Consider the following 15,869-nt stretch of genomic DNA (forward strand, 5'->3'; position numbering starts at 1 on the left):
GCTCGCAACAGGAAAGTTGCGTGGATGGATAAGTATTAAGCCATCCGCGCAATCACCAGGTGGCCCGGGCTCGGATTGCCTTCCTGCATGCGAACGTTGATCTCTCGCATCTCGACGAGCTCGAATCCCGTCGCTGCGAGGCGTTCGCGAATATAAGCTGCCGAATGCAAAAAGCGCTGATGCGGGCCGACCATGTAGGGTTGGCCATTTGCGGAGGCTTCGGGCAGTTCCTCGGATGAAAAGATGAAGAAACCGCCGGGGTTCAGGTTTTCCGCGACACCGAAGAACAGCGGTTCGAGCGCGCCGAGATAGGGCAGGACATCCGTCGCGGTGATGAGATCGAACGGATCCTCGTCATTGTCTTCAAGGAAGTCTTCGACCTCAGCGACAAAGAGCGTGTCGTAGAGCTCCTTCTCGTGGGCGATCTCGACCATGTTTTCGGAAATGTCGATGCCGGTCATGTCCTCGCAGAGGTTGCTGAGCGCGCTGCCGGTGAGGCCAGTGCCGCAGCCGAGGTCGAGCATGCGCTTGAAGGGGCCAAGGTTCAGCTCCTGCAGGCGCTGGCGCACCATCATCGGCACGTGGTAGCCGAGCTGTTCGACGAGAACGTCCTCGAAGACTTCGGCGTGCTGATCGAACAGGGTCTCGACATAGGCGTCCGGCGCCTTGGGCGGCGTCTCGCCGCGTCCCATGGAGGCGATCCGGACGGCGGCGCCGCCATGATCCTCGGGGTCGATGGCCAGGACCTCTTCATAGGCCTTTACGGCAGCATCGACATCTCCCGCCTTCTCGAGGGCAAGAGCCCGGTTATAGGCTTCCGCGAGTGCGTCTTCGTCGATCTTCTTGGCCATAGCAATTCACCATCGTTTTAATTCCAGAGCTGCGTCTACGGCGACTGATTGTCTTTTGCAATGGCGACGTTCGAGGCGCAGAATAAGGATCCTCTAATGGATAAGAACAAAATGGAGGAAATACCATGGTGGCCGAAATCAGTAAGGCAAACTTCGAGATAGAGCTGGATAGCCCGCGACCAGCGCTCCCGGCAACGCCAAGCGAGATCACGAATACGCTCAGCCACTATTATCGGGGAGAGCTCGGCCGGATGATAAGCTGGCGCGATCGCATCGACCGAACATCAAATTGGGCGATCACGGTCTCGGCGGCACTGCTTTCCGTTTCACTATCGACGCCGACCTCGCACCATGGCGTGCTGCTTTTCGGGATGATGCTGATCACCCTGTTGTTGCTCATCGAAGCGCGCCGATACCGCTTCTTCGATATCTACCGCGCCCGAGTGCGGAAGCTGGAGCGGGGCTATTTCGCACAAATTCTTGCGCCGAACGGCGAATCCAGGCCCGATTGGGCCGGCGCGATCGCCAGGAGCTTGCGCAAGCCGCAATTTCTCTTGAGCTACCCCGGGGCGGTCAAGCGGCGACTGCGCCGCAACTATTGCTGGATGTATTTTATCCTGTTGCTCGCATGGTGTCTGAAGATCACCACGCCGAAGCTCCAGACAGAGGGCAATCCGCTGACGCAGACGCATTCATGGACTTACGTAGTCGAGAACGCGGCACTTGGGCCAATCCCGGGCTGGGCCGTGCTCTGCCTGGTTGCCTTGGGCTATGCCGGTATCCTCTATGGCACACTGCATCGGGAGATGGACGAAGACGAGTTCGTCAAAGGGGAGGCTCATGTCTGATCGGCGTTCGCAGCGCGATCAGTTGATGATGAACTCGCCTCTCAGCGCCCGCCATTCGGTGGCCGAGATGAGCTTGCGGTGCATGTAGCGGACCGAATGCAGCGGTCCGTCGAGCTTTTCCTGCCAGAACGTCAGGAAGCTGCGCATTTCCGGAAAATCCGGTGCAAGGTCGTAGTCCTGCCAGATGTAGGTCTGTAGGATCGTTTGGTGATCCGGCATCCGGTAGATGATTTGGGCCGTCGTGAGGCCGTAGCCCTGAAGCTGCCTTTCCATGTCCTTGTGCATCGTCGTCTCGCTTCTGGTTCCAATGGTCGCTCATTAGCGATCAATGAAATGGAACCACTACATGCTTAACCGAAGCTTGACGAATTGCTAGTGCCTCAGGAATTTCTTTCGCAATTTCAAATCGTTGGCAGCTCTCATCGGCGAGTGCTGCCAGGTTTTTCAGCGCTTCAGGTGGCGGGTGAGGCGGCGCTCGATCCAGGCCCAGAGATGGCGCAGGGCTTCGACCATGGTGAGGTAGAAAATCGCTGCCCAAAGGTAGGTCTGGTAATCGAAGGTGCGCGAGAAGGCGTAGCGCGTTTCACCCATCAGGTCGAGAACGGTGATGATGGCGACAACCGCAGAGCCCTTGATCAACAGGATGATCTCGTTGCCGTAGGGCCGCAAGGCGACAATCAGCGCCTGCGGCAAGACGATCTTGCGGAAGGCGATGACCTGGTGGATGCCGAGCGACGCCGCGGCTTCGTGCTGGCCGCGCGGAACGCTCTGGATGGCGCCACGCAGGATTTCAGCCTGATAGGCAGCCGTGTTGATGGTCATCGCAAACAGACCGCAATACCAGGCATCGCGGAAGAACCACCACAGGCCGACCGTTTCCAGCTGGGGACGGAAACTGCCCAGGCCGTAGTAAATGAGGAAGAGCTGTGCCAGCAGCGGCGTGCCGCGGAACACATAGACGTAGCAGTAGGCGATGCCGTTGATGAACCTGTTCTTCGACATGCGGGCAAAGGCCAACGGCAGCGACAAGATGGCGCCGAAGAATACCGAGATCACCACCAAGGCAATCGTCGTATACAGACCATGCAGGTAGCGGGGACCGTAGCGGGTGAACTTCTCCGGATCCCAACCGGTCACGACCATCGTGACAAGTGCGGCAGCCAGGACGATCCAGAGAGCGACGACAACGTATCCCGTAATGCGCGTCGCGGTGATCGGCTTGTGCGCTTGCTTCGGGGCCGGTTGCGCCGGAATGAGGGTCTGGGCGTGGCTCATCGGCTGATCTCCGAACGCTTGGCCCACCGTTCGATGTAACGAAGGCCGAAGGAGGAAATGATGGCGAGGCCGAGATAGAGAGCGCAGGCGACGGTATAGAACAGGAATGCCTGTTTGGTGACCTTAACGGCGACACCGGTCTGCCGCAGGATATCGGCAAGGCCAATGATCGAGACGTAAGACGTATCCTTGAGCAGGATCATCCAGAGGTTCACCAGGCCGGGAAGGGCGATGCGCACCAGTTGCGGCAACACGATCAGGCGCAACGTGCGCCCACGATGAAAGCCCAGTGCGTCCCCGGCTTCGTACTGGCCTTTCGGGATGGCGCGGAAAGCCGAGAGCAGCACCTCCGAGCAATAGGCCGAAAATACGATCGAAAGCGCGATCACGCCCGCCAAGAAAGCGTTGATTTCTATCCGGCCGTCATAGCCCATGGAGGCGAGGACGGACTGGATCAGGATCTGCATGCCGTAATAGATGATGAACAGCGTCAGCAGTTCCGGCAGACCACGGAAGATCGTGGTGTAGATGCCGGCCGCGAGGCGGACCGATTTCTCTTCCGATTGTTGGCCGAGTGCGACGAGGAAGCCGATGACAAGTCCGATTGGAAGGGTAACCAGAGCGACCGCAACTGTGACCTTGAGGCCGGCGGCGATCTCATCGCCCCAACCGGTGTCGCCACAGGCAAGGATCGTCGAGGAACCGAACCACGTGAAGAGTCCTGCGGGTCCGCAAAGCGGATCGAAGATATGCCCAATCCAGGCCCAGAATGGACCTAGCGCGGAAAATAATCCGCTCATGCCAGTTTTCCCCTCGCGGTTTCTACCGCTTTGATCTTTCTATCGTTGTCAAACAAAAATGGCGGAAGAGCAAGCCTTCCGCCATCAGCTTTATCAGCGACCTACAGCTTTTCTTATTCGCCGTAAACGTTGAAGTCGAAGTACTTGTCCTGGATCTTCTTGTATTCACCGCTGGTGCGGATCGCGGCGATCGCGGTGTTCAGCTTTTCGCGCAGCGCGTCGTCGCCCTTGCGGACGGCAATGCCTGCACCAACGCCGTTGATTTCCTTGTCGACCGGCAGTGGCGTCAGGATCTTGCAGCATGCGCCGGCATCCGACTTGACCCACTGCGACAGCACGACGATGTCGTCGATGACGGCATCGACGCGCCCATTCGTGATGTCGAGCTTGTACTCGTCTGCCGTCGGGTAGAGCTTCAGCTCGGTATCCGGCAGGTGCTTTTCAGCGTAGTTCGAGTGGGTGGTCGAGGTCTGCGCGCCGATCGTCTTGCCCTTCAGGCCGGCAACGTCGGTGACGGTCGAATCCTTCGGCACGGCGATTGCCGGCGGGGTGTTGTAGTATTTGTTGGTGAAGTCGACGAGCTTCGAGCGCTCCGGCGTGATCGACATGGACGAGATGATCATGTCGAACTTCTTGGCCTGCAGGGCCGGAATGATGCCGTCCCAGTCGCTGCTGACGATGGTGCAGTCGGCCTTCATCTCGGCGCAGAGCGCGCGGGCGATGTCCATGTCGAAGCCCAGGAACTGGCCGCCGGCGTCAACATATTCGAAGGGCGGGTAGGTCGAGTCTGTTCCGATGACATACTTCTCGCCATCAGCCATGGCGGCGCCTGCGAAAAGAGACATCGCGGCGACGGAAGCGGCGGCAAGAATACGGGTGGAGATACGCATGTTAGTCCTCTCTGTTGGTGCTGCCGCTCGTGTTCTTCTTTTGGACGGCGGCTGAGCAGGGCGGTGCAAGACACGGCCTTGGCGCGATACTCAAACCTTTTTTAGCGGAATTGCAACTGGAATCGCAGGGGGGTGCCGCGAACGATCAACTATGTCGAAGATGAACAATGCCGCACTGCCACATTCATACCGGGTTAATGCTGCAGTTCCTAAGACTCGTGGAACAAATGCAGTCCCCGCGCGGTTTTCGCCGCGGATGAGTGCCCCAAAATCGGACGTGGCCACGACCACGTCCCAAGAAAATGAAGTCAACGAGGAGCCCCTTTATGGGAATGAAATCCAGATTGTTTGCAAGTGCCGCCTTTCCGCTGTTGTCGCTGTCGCTTGTGATGCCTCCAGTGCAATCCTTTGCCGCAGTTGCCAGCGTTGAACAGGTTCAGACAGCACCGCAAGCGGTCGCGGGCAGCTTCGAGGTTGCGCAGGATGCGCCCTCCGATGAAGAGCTTCTGAAGAAGCACCACAAGCAGCATGGCGGCGGCGGTGAAGAACAGGCGCCGGTCGCCCAGCAGGAGCAGCCACAGCAATCGCAGGAAGCGCCTGCCGAAAAGCCACGCAAGCAGCGTGAGCCGGCAGCAGAGGCACAGCCCGCGCCACAGCAAGAGCCTGTCGTCGAACAGCAGCTACAGGAGGCAGCCCCCGTCGAAAAACCGCGCAAGAAGCGGCAGCCGGCCGCCGAGCAGGCAGAGCCTGCGGCTCCGCAAGAGCAGATAGCCCCGGCCCAGGAACAGCAGTTGCAGGAAGCAGCCCCTGTCGAAAAGCCGCGCAAGAAGCGGCAGCCGGCCGCTGAACAGGCTGAGCCTGCGGCGCCACAGGAACAGATAGCCCCGGCGGCCCAGGAACAGCAGCCTGTGGAAGGCCAGGAAAAGCTGCGTCGCAACAAGCGCGATAAGCAGCAACCTCAGCAGGAGGCCGCGCCGCAGCCGCAGACCGAGCAGGTCGCCCCGCAGCAGGAGCAGGCTCAGCCGCAGGGCGAAGCGCCGCAGCCCACGAGCAAGGCAGGCAAGCAGCAGGCGACCGAAAGCTCTGAGCAGCCGGTGAAGCCGCGCAAGAAGCCTGCCGCTGAAGCGCAGGCGCCAGCCGCGGAACAGGCGCCTGCTCCAGTAGAGTCGCCGACGGCCGAGAAGCCGCCCGTTCCTGCGCAAGAGCCGGCGACGGACACGCGGCCGATCCTGAAACAGGGCGAACAGGTTCCATCACCTCAGCAGGGTGATCAAGCACCGGCTCAGCAGCAGGGTGAACAGGTTCCGGCGCAGCCGACCGATCAGCCGGCAGTGGGCCAGGCCGAGCAGGTTATCCCGGCTCCGGAGAAAATCACGCCCAAGGAACTCGAGCGCCGCAAGGAGATTGCCGCGGACCCGAGCAAGAGCACGGAGACCGTCGTTCTGCCGGTTGAAAACGGTGCTGCCGTTCTCGACAGCGATAAGGACGCCGACCGCTCGGGTGGCATCCAGTCTCGTCGTGACCGCGACAGGCAACGCGGCCAGGAGCAGAATTTCCGGGTTCCGAAAACCGACGCCGAGGCCCAGATCATAAGCGAGGGCGCCAAGGCTGCTCCGATCAAGATCGAAGCCGTGACCAGCGAACAGGGCCGGCGTCTCGACACGCGTCCGCGGTTCGAACGGCCTGAAGGCGCGCGCTTCGGCGAGCGTGGTGACGACAATCGTGTGATTATCCAGATCAACAACCAGACGATCGTTCGCGGCGATGACGACCGGCGCTTCCTGCGTGACGGCGAACGGCCGACCTACGAACAGCTGCCGCGGGACCGTTACCGTGAGACGATCGACCGCGACGGCTATCAGATCGTGACGATCCGCAACCGCTACGGCGACATCATTCAACGGTCGCGCATCGACAACGGCGGCCGCGAGTCCGTGCTCTATTATTCGCCCGGTCTCTACGAAGATCCGGACCGCGGCTACTTCGAAGATCCAGGTCGCGACCTGCCGCCGATGCGCCTGCGCATTCCGCTCGACGACTACATCATGGACACAAGCAGCGACGACGATCGCGACTATTACGACTTCCTGCGCGAGCCGCCGGTAGAGCCCGTGGAACGGGTCTATTCGCTGGATGAGGTGAAGTACTCGGCGCGCATCCGCGACAAGGTTCGCCGTATCGACCTAGATACGATCACCTTTGCAACGGGGAGTGCCGAGATCCCGATGAGCCAGGCGCGCAGCCTGCGCAAGGTCGCCGATGCGATCAACGAGGTGTTGCGGAAGGATCCGTCGGAAACCTTCCTGATCGAAGGTCATACGGACGCGGTCGGCTCCGACCAGAGCAACCTCGTCCTCTCGGACCAACGCGCGGAATCGGTGGCGAACGTCATGACCGACGTTTACGGCATCCCGCCGGAGAACCTGGCGACGCAGGGCTACGGCGAACGTTACCTCAAGGTCAACACGCAGGGGCCGAACCAGGAGAACCGCCGCGTCACCATCCGTCGCGTGACGGCGCTGGTACGCCCGGTCGCCTCCGCGAGCCGATAATCGAAACTGATCGAAAGCCGCCGGGAGACCGGCGGCTTTCGTTTGCGCGCTCTGCGGTTCTGGCGCGAGCGCACTAGCTAGGTCGTAACGTTTCCTACTTTGCAGGCAGCTCCACTATTCCGGAAATGAAGTCTGCGATTGCCTGGGTGTCATCGAGGTTGAATACCGGCAGAAAGCCTTCGGCGATCGGGTGATCGGCCGCGATGGCAACGATGTGGGGATCCGTCGGGGCGAGGGGTTCCTGGTTGGCGGATTCGAGCCGCCGCGCCTCGATCTTCGGGATCGGTTCGCGCTTGTAGCCCTCGATCAAGACAAGTTCGCAGGGCTCGATGCGGGCAAGAATTTCGTCGAATGTCGGCTCTGGGGCGCCGCGCAATTCGTGCATGATGGCATAACGCGTTCCGGAGACGATGGTCACTTCGTGAGCGCCGGCCTGTCGGTGGCGGTAGCTATCGGCACCGACCTTGTCGATGTCAAAGTCATGATGGGCATGCTTGATAGTGGAAATGCGGTAGCCGCGGCGGGTGAATTCCTCGACGAGGCGGACCGCCAAACCGGTCTTGCCCGAGTTCTTCCAGCCCGCGATGCCAAAGACTTTCGGTTTGTCCATCAGACCATGACCTTGAGCCAGCGTTCCGCCTCAGCGAGATCGTCCGGCGTGTTGACGTTGAAAAACGGATCGAGGAGGCTTGCCCGCGTCGGGCGCAGCGGGAAGGCAACTTCCGTAACGTCATGCCGTAGAAGGAAGTCGCGCGCACGGCGTTTTTCGTCGGTTGCGATCCAGGATTCCAGGTCATCGGCAAGGTTGACGGGCCACAGGCCGAACACCGGATGGCTGCGGCCCTCCGAGGCGGCAATGGCAATCTTGCCAGGTGCATCGATGACGCCGGCGAACCAATCGACGAGGTCGCTCGGAAAGAATGGACTGTCGACAGAAACCGTGACCACGTGTGTGACACCCCCAAGCGATGCACCGTAGGTCATCGCTGCATGGATGCCGGCCATCGGTCCCGCTTTGCCGGGAACTATATCAGGAATGAACAGATGCCGGCAATTTTCCGGCGTCGCGTCGGCGTTGACGGCAAGGGTGCTCACCTGGGGCTCGAGCTGTTCGATGACGCGCTCCAGCAGGGTGCGGCCATCGAGCCGCACGGAGGCTTTGTCGCGGCCCATGCGCGAAGAGCGTCCTCCCGCCAGGACCACACCCGGAATATTGGATCTATCCAGCACAAAATCGTTCATGGTTGCCTCAGACGGGGGTTCTCGGCTCGGACTCCTGGGCGACCGGCGGTACATGGCGCTTGGCCTCACGATAGAACGTGTAGAGGCCAGACGCTATGACGATAGCTGCACCGGCGAGCGTCCAGACATCGGGAAACTCCGCAAAGAAGACGAAGCCCAGTAATGTCGAGAAGATCAGGCTGGTGTAGCGGAACGGTGCCACGAAGGAGATTTCACCGGTGCGCATTGCCATGATGACCGACTGATAGCCTACCAGGACGAGAATGGCGGCGAGCAGCAGGTGCGAAAGCGAAGTCAGGCTGACCGGCTCCCATCCTCCCAGCAGCGGCGTCAGCAATGCGCCGACGACCGTCACGGAGACGGCCGTCACCACTGTGATCATAAGCGATGGGATCTCTGGGGCGATGCCGCGGGTGGCGAGGTCGCGGCCGGCGGTCGTGAGGACGCTGCCAACGCAAAGGAGAGCTGCAGCCGTGAAGCCGTCCGGTCCCGGCCGAATGATGATCAGCACGCCAATCAGGCCGACGAGAATGGCCGACCAGCGACGCCAGCCGACGGGTTCGCGGAAGAATAGTGCCGCGCCGAAGGTCACGACCAGCGGCAGCGACTGCAGGATGGCTGATGCGTTCGCGATCGGCATCATTCCGAGCGCCGTAATATAAGTCACCGCTGCCAATATCTCGCAAATGACGCGGATGATGATCATGGGCTTGAGGATGATGCGCCACGATCGCAAGGCACCCATGTGGCGCGCGATAAAGTAGACGAAGATGCTGGTGAAGAGGCCGCGCAGACACATGATCTGGCCGGCATTCATGTAAGCGATAACTGACTTGGAAAGTGCGTCGCTGCAGGAAAATCCGGCCATGGCCGAACTCATGTAGATGGCGCCCTGGGTATTGCGGGACCGCGGCATGTCGATATTCCGATTCTCGTACACGTGCTTTTAGAGCGTGCCAGGCGCCATGGGTATCGAACGAAAGACACACCCGAAATAATTCGATTGCGCAGTGCACAATAGGGCGCGCGCCGACACGGGCAGGAAACGGGTGGCTGAGCGGCAAGATGTCTGGGATTGGGTTACCGCGAACAACAAGTGGAGGTTCCGACATGAGACATCTGGATGGGAAGGTTGCGATCATAACCGGCGCGAGCTCCGGCATCGGCCGGGCGGCCGCCAAGATCTTTGCAGCCGAAGGCGCGCGGCTGGTCGTCGCGGCGCGACGCGAGGCCGAGCTAGGTATGCTGGTTGAAGAGATCGGAGATGCGGGCGGCGAGGCGGTTGCGGTTGCCGGCGATGTGCGCGAGGAGGCTTTGAACCGGCGGCTGGTCGAGGTGGCGGTCGAACGCTTCGGCGGTCTGGATGTTGCCTTCAACAATGCGGGCAGCACCGGCGAATCGGCGCTGGTGGCTGACCTGTCGCTGGATGGCTGGAACGAAATGCTGGCGGTTAATCTCACCAGCGCATTTCTGGCCGCGAAATATCAGGTGCCGGCGATGATCGCCCGCGGCGGCGGATCGATCGTCTTCACCTCGACCTTCGTCGGCCATACAGCCGGAATGCCTGGGATGGGTGCCTATGCGGCAAGCAAAGCGGGGCTGACCGGCCTGGTGCAGGTTCTTGCCGCCGAGCTCGGCCCGAAAAACATCCGCGTCAACGCGCTGCTGCCAGGCGGCACCGATACCGCGCTGAACCCGGCGAATTTCGAGAATCCCGACATGCAGCTTGTCGCCTTCATCCATGGCCTACATGCGAGCTTTGTGACCGGGACGTCAATGCTGGCGGATGGCGGGGTTTCGATCAACCGGACGTAAGCTGCTCTAGCTCCGCGAGTGTCACCCACCGGTGACGCTCATGTGGCGGGCAACGGCAGGGCGATTGTGGGTGCGGTCGATGATGAAGTCGTGGCCCTTGGGCTTGCGCGAGATCGCCTCGTCGATCGCCGCATAGAGCAGCCCGTCGTCCTCGGTGGCGCGCAGGGCGGCGCGTAGATCCGCGGCGTCGTTCTGGCCAAGGCACATGTAGAGGGTGCCGGTACAGGTCAGCCGGACGCGGTTGCAGCTCTCGCAGAAATTATGCGTCATCGGAGTGATGAAGCCGAGCCGACCACCAGTTTCCTTCACCTCGACATAGCGTGCCGGACCGCCGGTGCGGTAGCCGATGTCCGAGAAGGTGAATTGTTCTTCGAGATCGGCCCTGAGCTTCGACAGCGGCAGGTAGCGGTCCGTCCGGTCTTCCTCGATCTCGCCCATCGGCATGGTTTCGATAACGGTCAGATCCATACCGCGGCCGTGTGCGAAGCGGATCATCTCCGGCATTTCGGTGTCGTTGAAGTCTTTCAGCGCCACCGCATTGAGCTTGACCTTGAGGCCGGCCTTCTGGGCCGCATCGATGCCTTCCATCACCTTGTGGAAATCGCCCCAGCGGGTGATCTGGCGGAATTTGTCGGGGTCAAGCGTGTCGAGCGAGACGTTGATGCGACGCACGCCGCTATCATAGAGCTCGCCGGCGAAGCGGGAAAGCTGCGAGCCGTTGGTGGTCAGCGTCAGCTCGTCGAGGCCGGAGCCAATCTGCTTACCGAGTTCGCGCACAAGATACATGATGTTCTTGCGCACCAGCGGCTCGCCGCCGGTGAGCCTCAGTTTGCGCACGCCCTTGGCGATAAAGGCGGAACAGAGCCGGTGCAATTCCTCGAGCGTCAACAGCTCCTGCTTCGGCAGGAAGGTCATGTGCTCGGCCATGCAGTAGGTGCAGCGGAAGTCGCAGCGGTCGGTGACGGAGACACGCAGATAGGTCACGGCCCGCTTGAACGGGTCGATCATAGGTTTCGTCTCTGCAACCAGTGGCGATGCGTTGCCTGTCGTTCCGACGTTGCTGTTCACGAATACCTCCGCAATGCTACTAATGTGCGTATATGCCATTGCCGCGTCAAGGGAAACGCCCCTTACGCACGGTAAATTGAGGCTTGCCTCGGCAAGCCTCATTGCCTACTCGTGATTTAAAGGGGAATGGGATCATGAGCGATATCTGGCCGACTGAACTCAGAGTTTCAAAAGACCGGCAGCACCTCGTCGTGACGTTCAACGACGAGCAGAGTTTCGATCTTTCCGCGGAGATGCTGCGGGTGCTTTCGCCATCGGCGGAAGTGCAGGGGCACGGGCCCGGGCAGAAAGTCACCGTTCCCGGCAAGCGCAATGTCGCGATCATTTCCATGACGCCGACCGGCAATTATGCGGTGCGCATCGGCTTTGACGACATGCACGATACCGGCATCTATACCTGGACCTATCTGCGCGAGCTCGGCGAGCGCGGCGACGAGCTGTTCTCCGCCTATGAAGAAGAGCTGCGCGAAAAGGGTATGAGCCGCGACACCTCAGAGAAGCCGCGTTAAGCGACAATTGCCGCAAGGGGGAAATGCATGGCGGGAACGAGCAAGCGAAACTGGCTGCGCGCCAAAGGCAGTCCGAGTGAAAGCAGGGTCAGCTTTCTCGAACTGTTTTTCGACCTCGTCTTCGTCTTCTCGATCTCGCAGCTATCGCATGCCCTCGCGGCGCACTATACGCCGCTCGGCGCTCTTGAAGCCGGTCTGATGACCTTTGCCGTCTGGTGGGTGTGGATATTCACGACCTGGGTTACAAACTGGCTCGACCCCGACAAGATGGCGGTTCGCGGCATGCTCGTCGTCTTGATGCTGCTTGGCCTGGTTCTTTCCGCGTCTATTCCCGAGGCTTTTGGCGACAAGGGGCTGCTCTTTGCTGGGTCCTACGTGCTCATGCAAGTCGGTCGATCTCTGTTTGCATGCTATGCGGTCAAGTCGGACGCCTTGAAGTACCGGAATTTCGTGCGCATCAGTAGCTGGCTAATCTTTTCCGGCGTTTTCTGGATCGCCGGCGGTGTTCTGGAACACGAGGCGCGGCTGATCGCATGGCTCATCGGCCTTGCCATCGAATATGCCGCTCCGGCGAGCGGCTTTGCCGTGCCGGGACTTGGCAAATCGACCGCCGCGGACTGGGATGTGTCGGGCGCGCATATGGCCGAGCGTTGCGCGCTTTTCGTCATCATCTGCCTTGGCGAGGCGGTGCTGGTGTCGGGGCGGACATTCTCGGAAATGCCGTTCTCGCCGTTGACGGCGGTCGTCTTCGGGACTGGGTTCGCGGGAACGGTGGCGATGTGGTGGCTCTATTTCCGCTTCGGCCACGAGCGGGCGGCGCATCGGATCGAACACGACGAAACGCCCGGAAGCCTGGCACGGCTGGCGTTCACCTATGCCCATATCCCGATCCTGGCGGGCATCATCGTTCACGCCGTCGCGGTCGAGTTCATGTTCTCGCATCCGCATGAGACTGGCAATCTAGGCGTGATGGCCTCCGTACTCGGTGGCTCCGGATTGTTTCTTGCCGGCAATCTCTGGTTCAAAGGGGCGACCAGCGGACGTATGCCGCTGTCGCATTTGGCGGGCCTCGTGCTCTTGATCCTGCTTGCCTTCATTGCGCCGTTCATCGAGGTCTACCTTGCCGGTATCCTCGCCATGCTGGTGCTGATCATCGTGGCCGCGTGGGAATACAAATCCCTTGCGGGGCAAACGGTCGGCCACACGGTTCACTGAGATCAGTCTTCGTCGACAAGGTCTTGCTGCAGGACCCGGATGATCCGTTCCATTGATCCGGCCATCACCATGCATTGCTCGATCGGTTCGGGCGAAAGCACGCGATCGATGAGGTCGGTCTGGATGACCATGGCCTTTTCGGTGACATTCCGGCCTTCCGGCGTCAGGAAGAGGCGCAGCACGCGCTTGTCCTTCTCATCGCCGCGCCGTTCGATCAGCCCGCGCTTCTCCATCTGCGGCAAGAGCATGCTCATGTTCGAGCGACCGACCAGCAGCTTGCGGGCGAGTTCCTGTTGCGAGATGCCCTCGAAGCGATAGAGATTGATCAGAATATCAAGGTGCGGGGTCTTGATATCGAGTTCGGATAGCGAGCGACCGAGCGACTGCTGCATGAGTTGGCAGGCGCGGGCAACAGCGATCCAGCTGCGAAAACGCGGATGATCCCAGGGCAGGGATTGATTTTTGTTCATCGTTGTACTTTATTGTTCAGTGTTGAACATTATTGGATTCTCACTATGACAAATTTTGCGCTGAAGGTCACCCGCCTCGGTTTTTCCCTGCTGCAGTCGGTTTCGCCGCGCATCGCCGGGAAGGCGGCGTTCCGCCTGTTCTGCGTAACACCCTCGACAAAGCCGAAGGGCGAGAAGGCGAAAGCAGCACATGCGGCCGGCGCGGCAAAGGTTGCCGGAGCGGAGCGGTTCACGCTTCGCCTTGCCGGCGGCGGACGGGCGCATGCCTATCGATTGAACGGTGGCGCCTTGGGGCGGCGCCCGCGGTACCTTGTGACGCATGGCTGGGGATCGAGCGGTGCCTACATGGCCGACATCGTGACGACTTTGGCGGCAACCGGCGCGGAGGTGATCGCGGTCGACTTTCCCGGACATGGCCGCGCGGCGGGGCGGATGCTCCACATGGGCATGGCGGTGAAGGCGATCGCCGCGGCCGAGCGTCGATTCGGCGCGTTCGATGCCGCGATCGGCCACTCCTTTGGCGGCGCCGCACTGATGGTGGCGGCGGCAGGCATGTTGCCCGGCGCGCCTGCGGTGCTTCCGGAAAAACTGGTGCTGATCGGTTCACCAAGCGAGATGCACTGGCTCTTCAAGGATTTCGGCAAGCTGATCGGGCTTAGGCGGCCGGCACAGCAGGCGCTGGAGAACGAGGTGCACCGTGTCACCGGCCGGCGACTGGAGGCGTTCGATGCGAGCGGGGCGGCCGGCGCGATCCAGCGGCCAGTGATGATCGTGCACGCGGAGGACGACAAGGAAGTGAGCGCCAATCATGCTCGGCGTTACGCGGCCGCAAGCGATGCGGTGCGGCTCCACTGGGCAAATGGCTTCGGGCACCGTCGCATCGTGGCGGCGCTGCCGGTTCTCGATGCGATCAGGGGTTTTCTCGCCGAGGACGATTCCGGAAAGCATGCTGAGATCATACCGCTTTTCGATCTTCCTGCGCGGCGCGTGTCATTGTAACGTCACGTTAGGCAGCTAAAGGCCGCCACGACGAAAGAGGTCGCCTCCGGAGAGAACGGATCACTGCGAATGATTGAGGGACAGTCACACTTCCGGCCTTTCGGCTTATCCTGTTGGGGTTTTGCGGATCTCAACAAGGGAGTTGGAAGCATGACTGCCTCTTATGATTACCATATCGGCGTCGACTACCACAAATCCTACAGCCACCTGGTGGTCCAGGACAGCGGTGGCAAGACGCTGCGCTCCGGCCGNGTGAAGAACGACCGCCAGTCGCTTGGCGGGTTTCTCGAACGCTACCGTCAGAACTCGCATGCGGTTGTCGAGGCGACCCGCAACTGGATGGTGATGTACGACTGGCTCGACGACATTTGTGATGATGTCGTCCTCGCCCATCCCCTCAAGGTGAAGGCGATCGCCGACGCCAAGATCAAGACCGACAAGATCGACGCGACGGAGCTGGCGCATCTGCTTCGAGCCGACCTGGTGCCGGAAGCCTGGGCACCTGGCGAACGAGCCCGAGAGCTGCGCGTCGCGCTGCGTGAGCGGATGTTTTACGTGCGGCTGCGCACGATGACGAAGAACCGGATCGTCACGGTGTTTGACCGCTATCCGGAGCAGACGGCACAGCTGAAGAAGCTCGGCGACCTGTTCGGCAAGGCCGGCCGCGTCCAGCTGGCACAGGTGAATGTCTCTGAGATCGACCGCATCCAGATCGACCGNGGCCTCGCCTTCATCGGCGACATCGATGGGCGCATCAAGCAGTCGGAGGCGACGATCCGGACGATGACCAAGGCCAATGGCAATGTGAGGCTATTGAAGACCATCCCCGGCATCGGCGAGTTCTTTGCCCGGCTGATCGATGCGGANATCGACGACATATCACGGTTCCGCAACCCGAAGAAGCTTGCCGCCTATGCCGGCCTTGTACCCTCGACCTATTCGAGCGGCGGCAAGACCTTCCACGGCAAGATCATCAAGCAGGGCAACAAGTGGCTGCGCTGGGCNTTCGTCGAAGCGGTGACACCCGCCATCGCCAGCGATCCGCAGCTGCGCGCTCAATACGAACACCTGAAGTTCACAGGAGTAAACAAGGCGCGCGTGGCCGTTGCGCGCAAGCTTTTGACGATCGCCTTCCAGATCCTGCGTGACCAGCGCGCCTACGAGCCGCGCGGTGCCAGCCCCACGGAAGGCGCGTCGACGATATCCCGGTTGTCCTGATGATCGTCTAGCGAGCCCGGCAGGACTGGGCTGCGCTCCTCAGGGAGAATGGGAAACCGGGAGCCGAACATCACTCTGTGACCGAAGCCAACGCATCAGGTCACGCATTGGAGATTG

At 60.9% G+C, this 15,869-nt stretch carries 17 protein-coding genes; 7 read left to right on the top strand and 10 right to left on the bottom strand.

The window, feature by feature from the left end; all coding sequences use genetic code 11:
* Positions 1 to 35 precede the first annotated feature (35 nt).
* Positions 36 to 851, bottom strand: a complete 816-nt coding sequence (locus RHIBUN_RS0127270; RefSeq protein WP_025661999.1) for a class I SAM-dependent methyltransferase — start codon at positions 849 to 851, stop codon at positions 36 to 38.
* A 125-nt stretch (positions 852 to 976) separates the two neighbouring features.
* Between RHIBUN_RS0127270 and RHIBUN_RS0127275 the strand changes: the two genes are divergently transcribed.
* The gene (locus tag RHIBUN_RS0127275; RefSeq protein WP_025662000.1) at positions 977 to 1,699 is read left to right on the top strand and encodes a DUF2270 domain-containing protein; all 723 of its coding nucleotides are present in this window, start codon (positions 977 to 979) and stop codon (positions 1,697 to 1,699) included.
* Between the two features lie 18 nt (positions 1,700 to 1,717).
* Here RHIBUN_RS0127275 and RHIBUN_RS0127280 read toward each other — a convergent pair whose 3' ends face one another.
* From RHIBUN_RS0127280 to RHIBUN_RS0127295, 4 genes are all read right to left on the bottom strand, one after another.
* Positions 1,718 to 1,984 (bottom strand): aspartate-semialdehyde dehydrogenase, encoded by a 267-nt coding sequence (locus tag RHIBUN_RS0127280; protein WP_025662001.1) that lies wholly within the window; start codon positions 1,982 to 1,984, stop codon positions 1,718 to 1,720.
* Positions 1,985 to 2,143: 159 nt separating this feature from the next.
* On the bottom strand, positions 2,144 to 2,974 hold the full coding sequence (locus RHIBUN_RS0127285) for an ABC transporter permease (RefSeq protein ID WP_025662002.1): 831 nt from the start codon (positions 2,972 to 2,974) through the stop codon (positions 2,144 to 2,146).
* A complete protein-coding gene (locus RHIBUN_RS0127290; protein ID WP_025662003.1) occupies positions 2,971 to 3,774 on the bottom strand; it encodes an ABC transporter permease in 804 nt (267 codons plus the stop codon). Before RHIBUN_RS0127290 ends, RHIBUN_RS0127285 begins: the two co-directional genes overlap by 4 nt.
* A 113-nt stretch (positions 3,775 to 3,887) precedes the next feature.
* Positions 3,888 to 4,664 carry an ABC transporter substrate-binding protein gene (locus tag RHIBUN_RS0127295; protein ID WP_025662004.1) on the bottom strand — a complete coding sequence of 259 codons (777 nt, stop codon included), beginning with the start codon at positions 4,662 to 4,664 and terminating at the stop codon, positions 3,888 to 3,890.
* A gap of 326 nt (positions 4,665 to 4,990) precedes the next feature.
* On the opposite strand from RHIBUN_RS0127295, the gene RHIBUN_RS0127300 reads away from it, so the two are divergent.
* Positions 4,991 to 7,216: an OmpA family protein gene (locus tag RHIBUN_RS0127300; protein ID WP_025662005.1), complete on the top strand. Its 2,226-nt coding sequence runs from the start codon at positions 4,991 to 4,993 to the stop codon at positions 7,214 to 7,216.
* A gap of 94 nt (positions 7,217 to 7,310) precedes the next feature.
* On the opposite strand, the gene mobB is transcribed toward RHIBUN_RS0127300, so the two are convergent.
* From mobB to RHIBUN_RS0127315, 3 genes are read right to left on the bottom strand one after another with little or no spacing between them, the layout of a single operon-like run.
* A complete protein-coding gene (mobB, locus tag RHIBUN_RS0127305; RefSeq protein WP_025662006.1) occupies positions 7,311 to 7,826 on the bottom strand; it encodes a molybdopterin-guanine dinucleotide biosynthesis protein B in 516 nt (171 codons plus the stop codon).
* Positions 7,826 to 8,458 carry a molybdenum cofactor guanylyltransferase MobA gene (mobA, locus tag RHIBUN_RS0127310; RefSeq protein ID WP_025662007.1) on the bottom strand — a complete coding sequence of 211 codons (633 nt, stop codon included), beginning with the start codon at positions 8,456 to 8,458 and terminating at the stop codon, positions 7,826 to 7,828. Before mobA ends, mobB begins: the two co-directional genes overlap by 1 nt.
* A 7-nt stretch (positions 8,459 to 8,465) precedes the next feature.
* Positions 8,466 to 9,374, bottom strand: coding sequence for a DMT family transporter (locus RHIBUN_RS0127315; protein ID WP_025662008.1), 909 nt, complete (start codon positions 9,372 to 9,374; stop codon positions 8,466 to 8,468).
* 194 nt (positions 9,375 to 9,568) lie between these two features.
* Between RHIBUN_RS0127315 and RHIBUN_RS0127320 the strand changes: the two genes are divergently transcribed.
* Positions 9,569 to 10,273 carry an SDR family oxidoreductase gene (locus RHIBUN_RS0127320; RefSeq protein WP_025662009.1) on the top strand — a complete coding sequence of 235 codons (705 nt, stop codon included), beginning with the start codon at positions 9,569 to 9,571 and terminating at the stop codon, positions 10,271 to 10,273.
* A 21-nt stretch (positions 10,274 to 10,294) separates the two neighbouring features.
* Here the strand turns inward: RHIBUN_RS0127320 and moaA are convergent, their stop codons facing one another.
* The gene (gene moaA / locus RHIBUN_RS0127325) at positions 10,295 to 11,341 is read right to left on the bottom strand and encodes a GTP 3',8-cyclase MoaA (RefSeq protein ID WP_025662010.1); all 1,047 of its coding nucleotides are present in this window, start codon (positions 11,339 to 11,341) and stop codon (positions 10,295 to 10,297) included.
* A 134-nt stretch (positions 11,342 to 11,475) separates the two neighbouring features.
* On the opposite strand from moaA, the gene RHIBUN_RS0127330 reads away from it, so the two are divergent.
* Entirely contained in the window at positions 11,476 to 11,850 is a 375-nt protein-coding gene (locus RHIBUN_RS0127330) for a DUF971 domain-containing protein (protein ID WP_025662011.1), read from the top strand.
* 27 nt (positions 11,851 to 11,877) lie between these two features.
* Positions 11,878 to 13,065, top strand: coding sequence for a low temperature requirement protein A (locus RHIBUN_RS0127335; protein ID WP_025662012.1), 1,188 nt, complete (start codon positions 11,878 to 11,880; stop codon positions 13,063 to 13,065).
* Between the two features lie 2 nt (positions 13,066 to 13,067).
* On the opposite strand, the gene RHIBUN_RS0127340 is transcribed toward RHIBUN_RS0127335, so the two are convergent.
* Entirely contained in the window at positions 13,068 to 13,535 is a 468-nt protein-coding gene (locus RHIBUN_RS0127340) for a MarR family transcriptional regulator (protein WP_025662013.1), read from the bottom strand.
* Positions 13,536 to 13,580: 45 nt separating this feature from the next.
* Here RHIBUN_RS0127340 and RHIBUN_RS0127345 point away from each other — a divergent pair, with 45 nt between their 5' ends.
* Together RHIBUN_RS0127345 and RHIBUN_RS0127350 are read left to right on the top strand one after the other, a co-directional pair.
* Positions 13,581 to 14,534: an alpha/beta fold hydrolase gene (locus RHIBUN_RS0127345; protein ID WP_025662014.1), complete on the top strand. Its 954-nt coding sequence runs from the start codon at positions 13,581 to 13,583 to the stop codon at positions 14,532 to 14,534.
* Between the two features lie 150 nt (positions 14,535 to 14,684).
* Positions 14,685 to 15,752 (top strand): IS110 family transposase, encoded by a 1,068-nt coding sequence (locus RHIBUN_RS0127350; protein ID WP_025662015.1) that lies wholly within the window; start codon positions 14,685 to 14,687, stop codon positions 15,750 to 15,752.
* Positions 15,753 to 15,869: the final 117 nt, after the last annotated feature.

It is taken from the genome of Rhizobium sp. IBUN (genome assembly GCF_000510625.1).
GTDB lineage: Bacteria > Pseudomonadota > Alphaproteobacteria > Rhizobiales > Rhizobiaceae > Rhizobium > Rhizobium altiplani.

What these genes read in the sequence shown, in the direction of transcription:
- RHIBUN_RS0127270 (WP_025661999.1), bottom strand. Translation starts at nt 851, where the DNA reads ATGGCCAAGAAGATCGACGAAGACGCACTCGCGGAAGCCTATAACCGG.
- RHIBUN_RS0127275 (WP_025662000.1), top strand. Translation starts at nt 977, where the DNA reads ATGGTGGCCGAAATCAGTAAGGCAAACTTCGAGATAGAGCTGGATAGC.
- RHIBUN_RS0127280 (WP_025662001.1), bottom strand. Translation starts at nt 1,984, where the DNA reads ATGCACAAGGACATGGAAAGGCAGCTTCAGGGCTACGGCCTCACGACG.
- RHIBUN_RS0127285 (WP_025662002.1), bottom strand. Translation starts at nt 2,974, where the DNA reads ATGAGCCACGCCCAGACCCTCATTCCGGCGCAACCGGCCCCGAAGCAA.
- RHIBUN_RS0127290 (WP_025662003.1), bottom strand. Translation starts at nt 3,774, where the DNA reads ATGAGCGGATTATTTTCCGCGCTAGGTCCATTCTGGGCCTGGATTGGG.
- RHIBUN_RS0127295 (WP_025662004.1), bottom strand. Translation starts at nt 4,664, where the DNA reads ATGCGTATCTCCACCCGTATTCTTGCCGCCGCTTCCGTCGCCGCGATG.
- RHIBUN_RS0127300 (WP_025662005.1), top strand. Translation starts at nt 4,991, where the DNA reads ATGGGAATGAAATCCAGATTGTTTGCAAGTGCCGCCTTTCCGCTGTTG.
- mobB (WP_025662006.1), bottom strand. Translation starts at nt 7,826, where the DNA reads ATGGACAAACCGAAAGTCTTTGGCATCGCGGGCTGGAAGAACTCGGGC.
- mobA (WP_025662007.1), bottom strand. Translation starts at nt 8,458, where the DNA reads ATGAACGATTTTGTGCTGGATAGATCCAATATTCCGGGTGTGGTCCTG.
- RHIBUN_RS0127315 (WP_025662008.1), bottom strand. Translation starts at nt 9,374, where the DNA reads ATGCCGCGGTCCCGCAATACCCAGGGCGCCATCTACATGAGTTCGGCC.
- RHIBUN_RS0127320 (WP_025662009.1), top strand. Translation starts at nt 9,569, where the DNA reads ATGAGACATCTGGATGGGAAGGTTGCGATCATAACCGGCGCGAGCTCC.
- RHIBUN_RS0127330 (WP_025662011.1), top strand. Translation starts at nt 11,476, where the DNA reads ATGAGCGATATCTGGCCGACTGAACTCAGAGTTTCAAAAGACCGGCAG.
- RHIBUN_RS0127335 (WP_025662012.1), top strand. Translation starts at nt 11,878, where the DNA reads ATGGCGGGAACGAGCAAGCGAAACTGGCTGCGCGCCAAAGGCAGTCCG.
- RHIBUN_RS0127340 (WP_025662013.1), bottom strand. Translation starts at nt 13,535, where the DNA reads ATGAACAAAAATCAATCCCTGCCCTGGGATCATCCGCGTTTTCGCAGC.
- RHIBUN_RS0127345 (WP_025662014.1), top strand. Translation starts at nt 13,581, where the DNA reads ATGACAAATTTTGCGCTGAAGGTCACCCGCCTCGGTTTTTCCCTGCTG.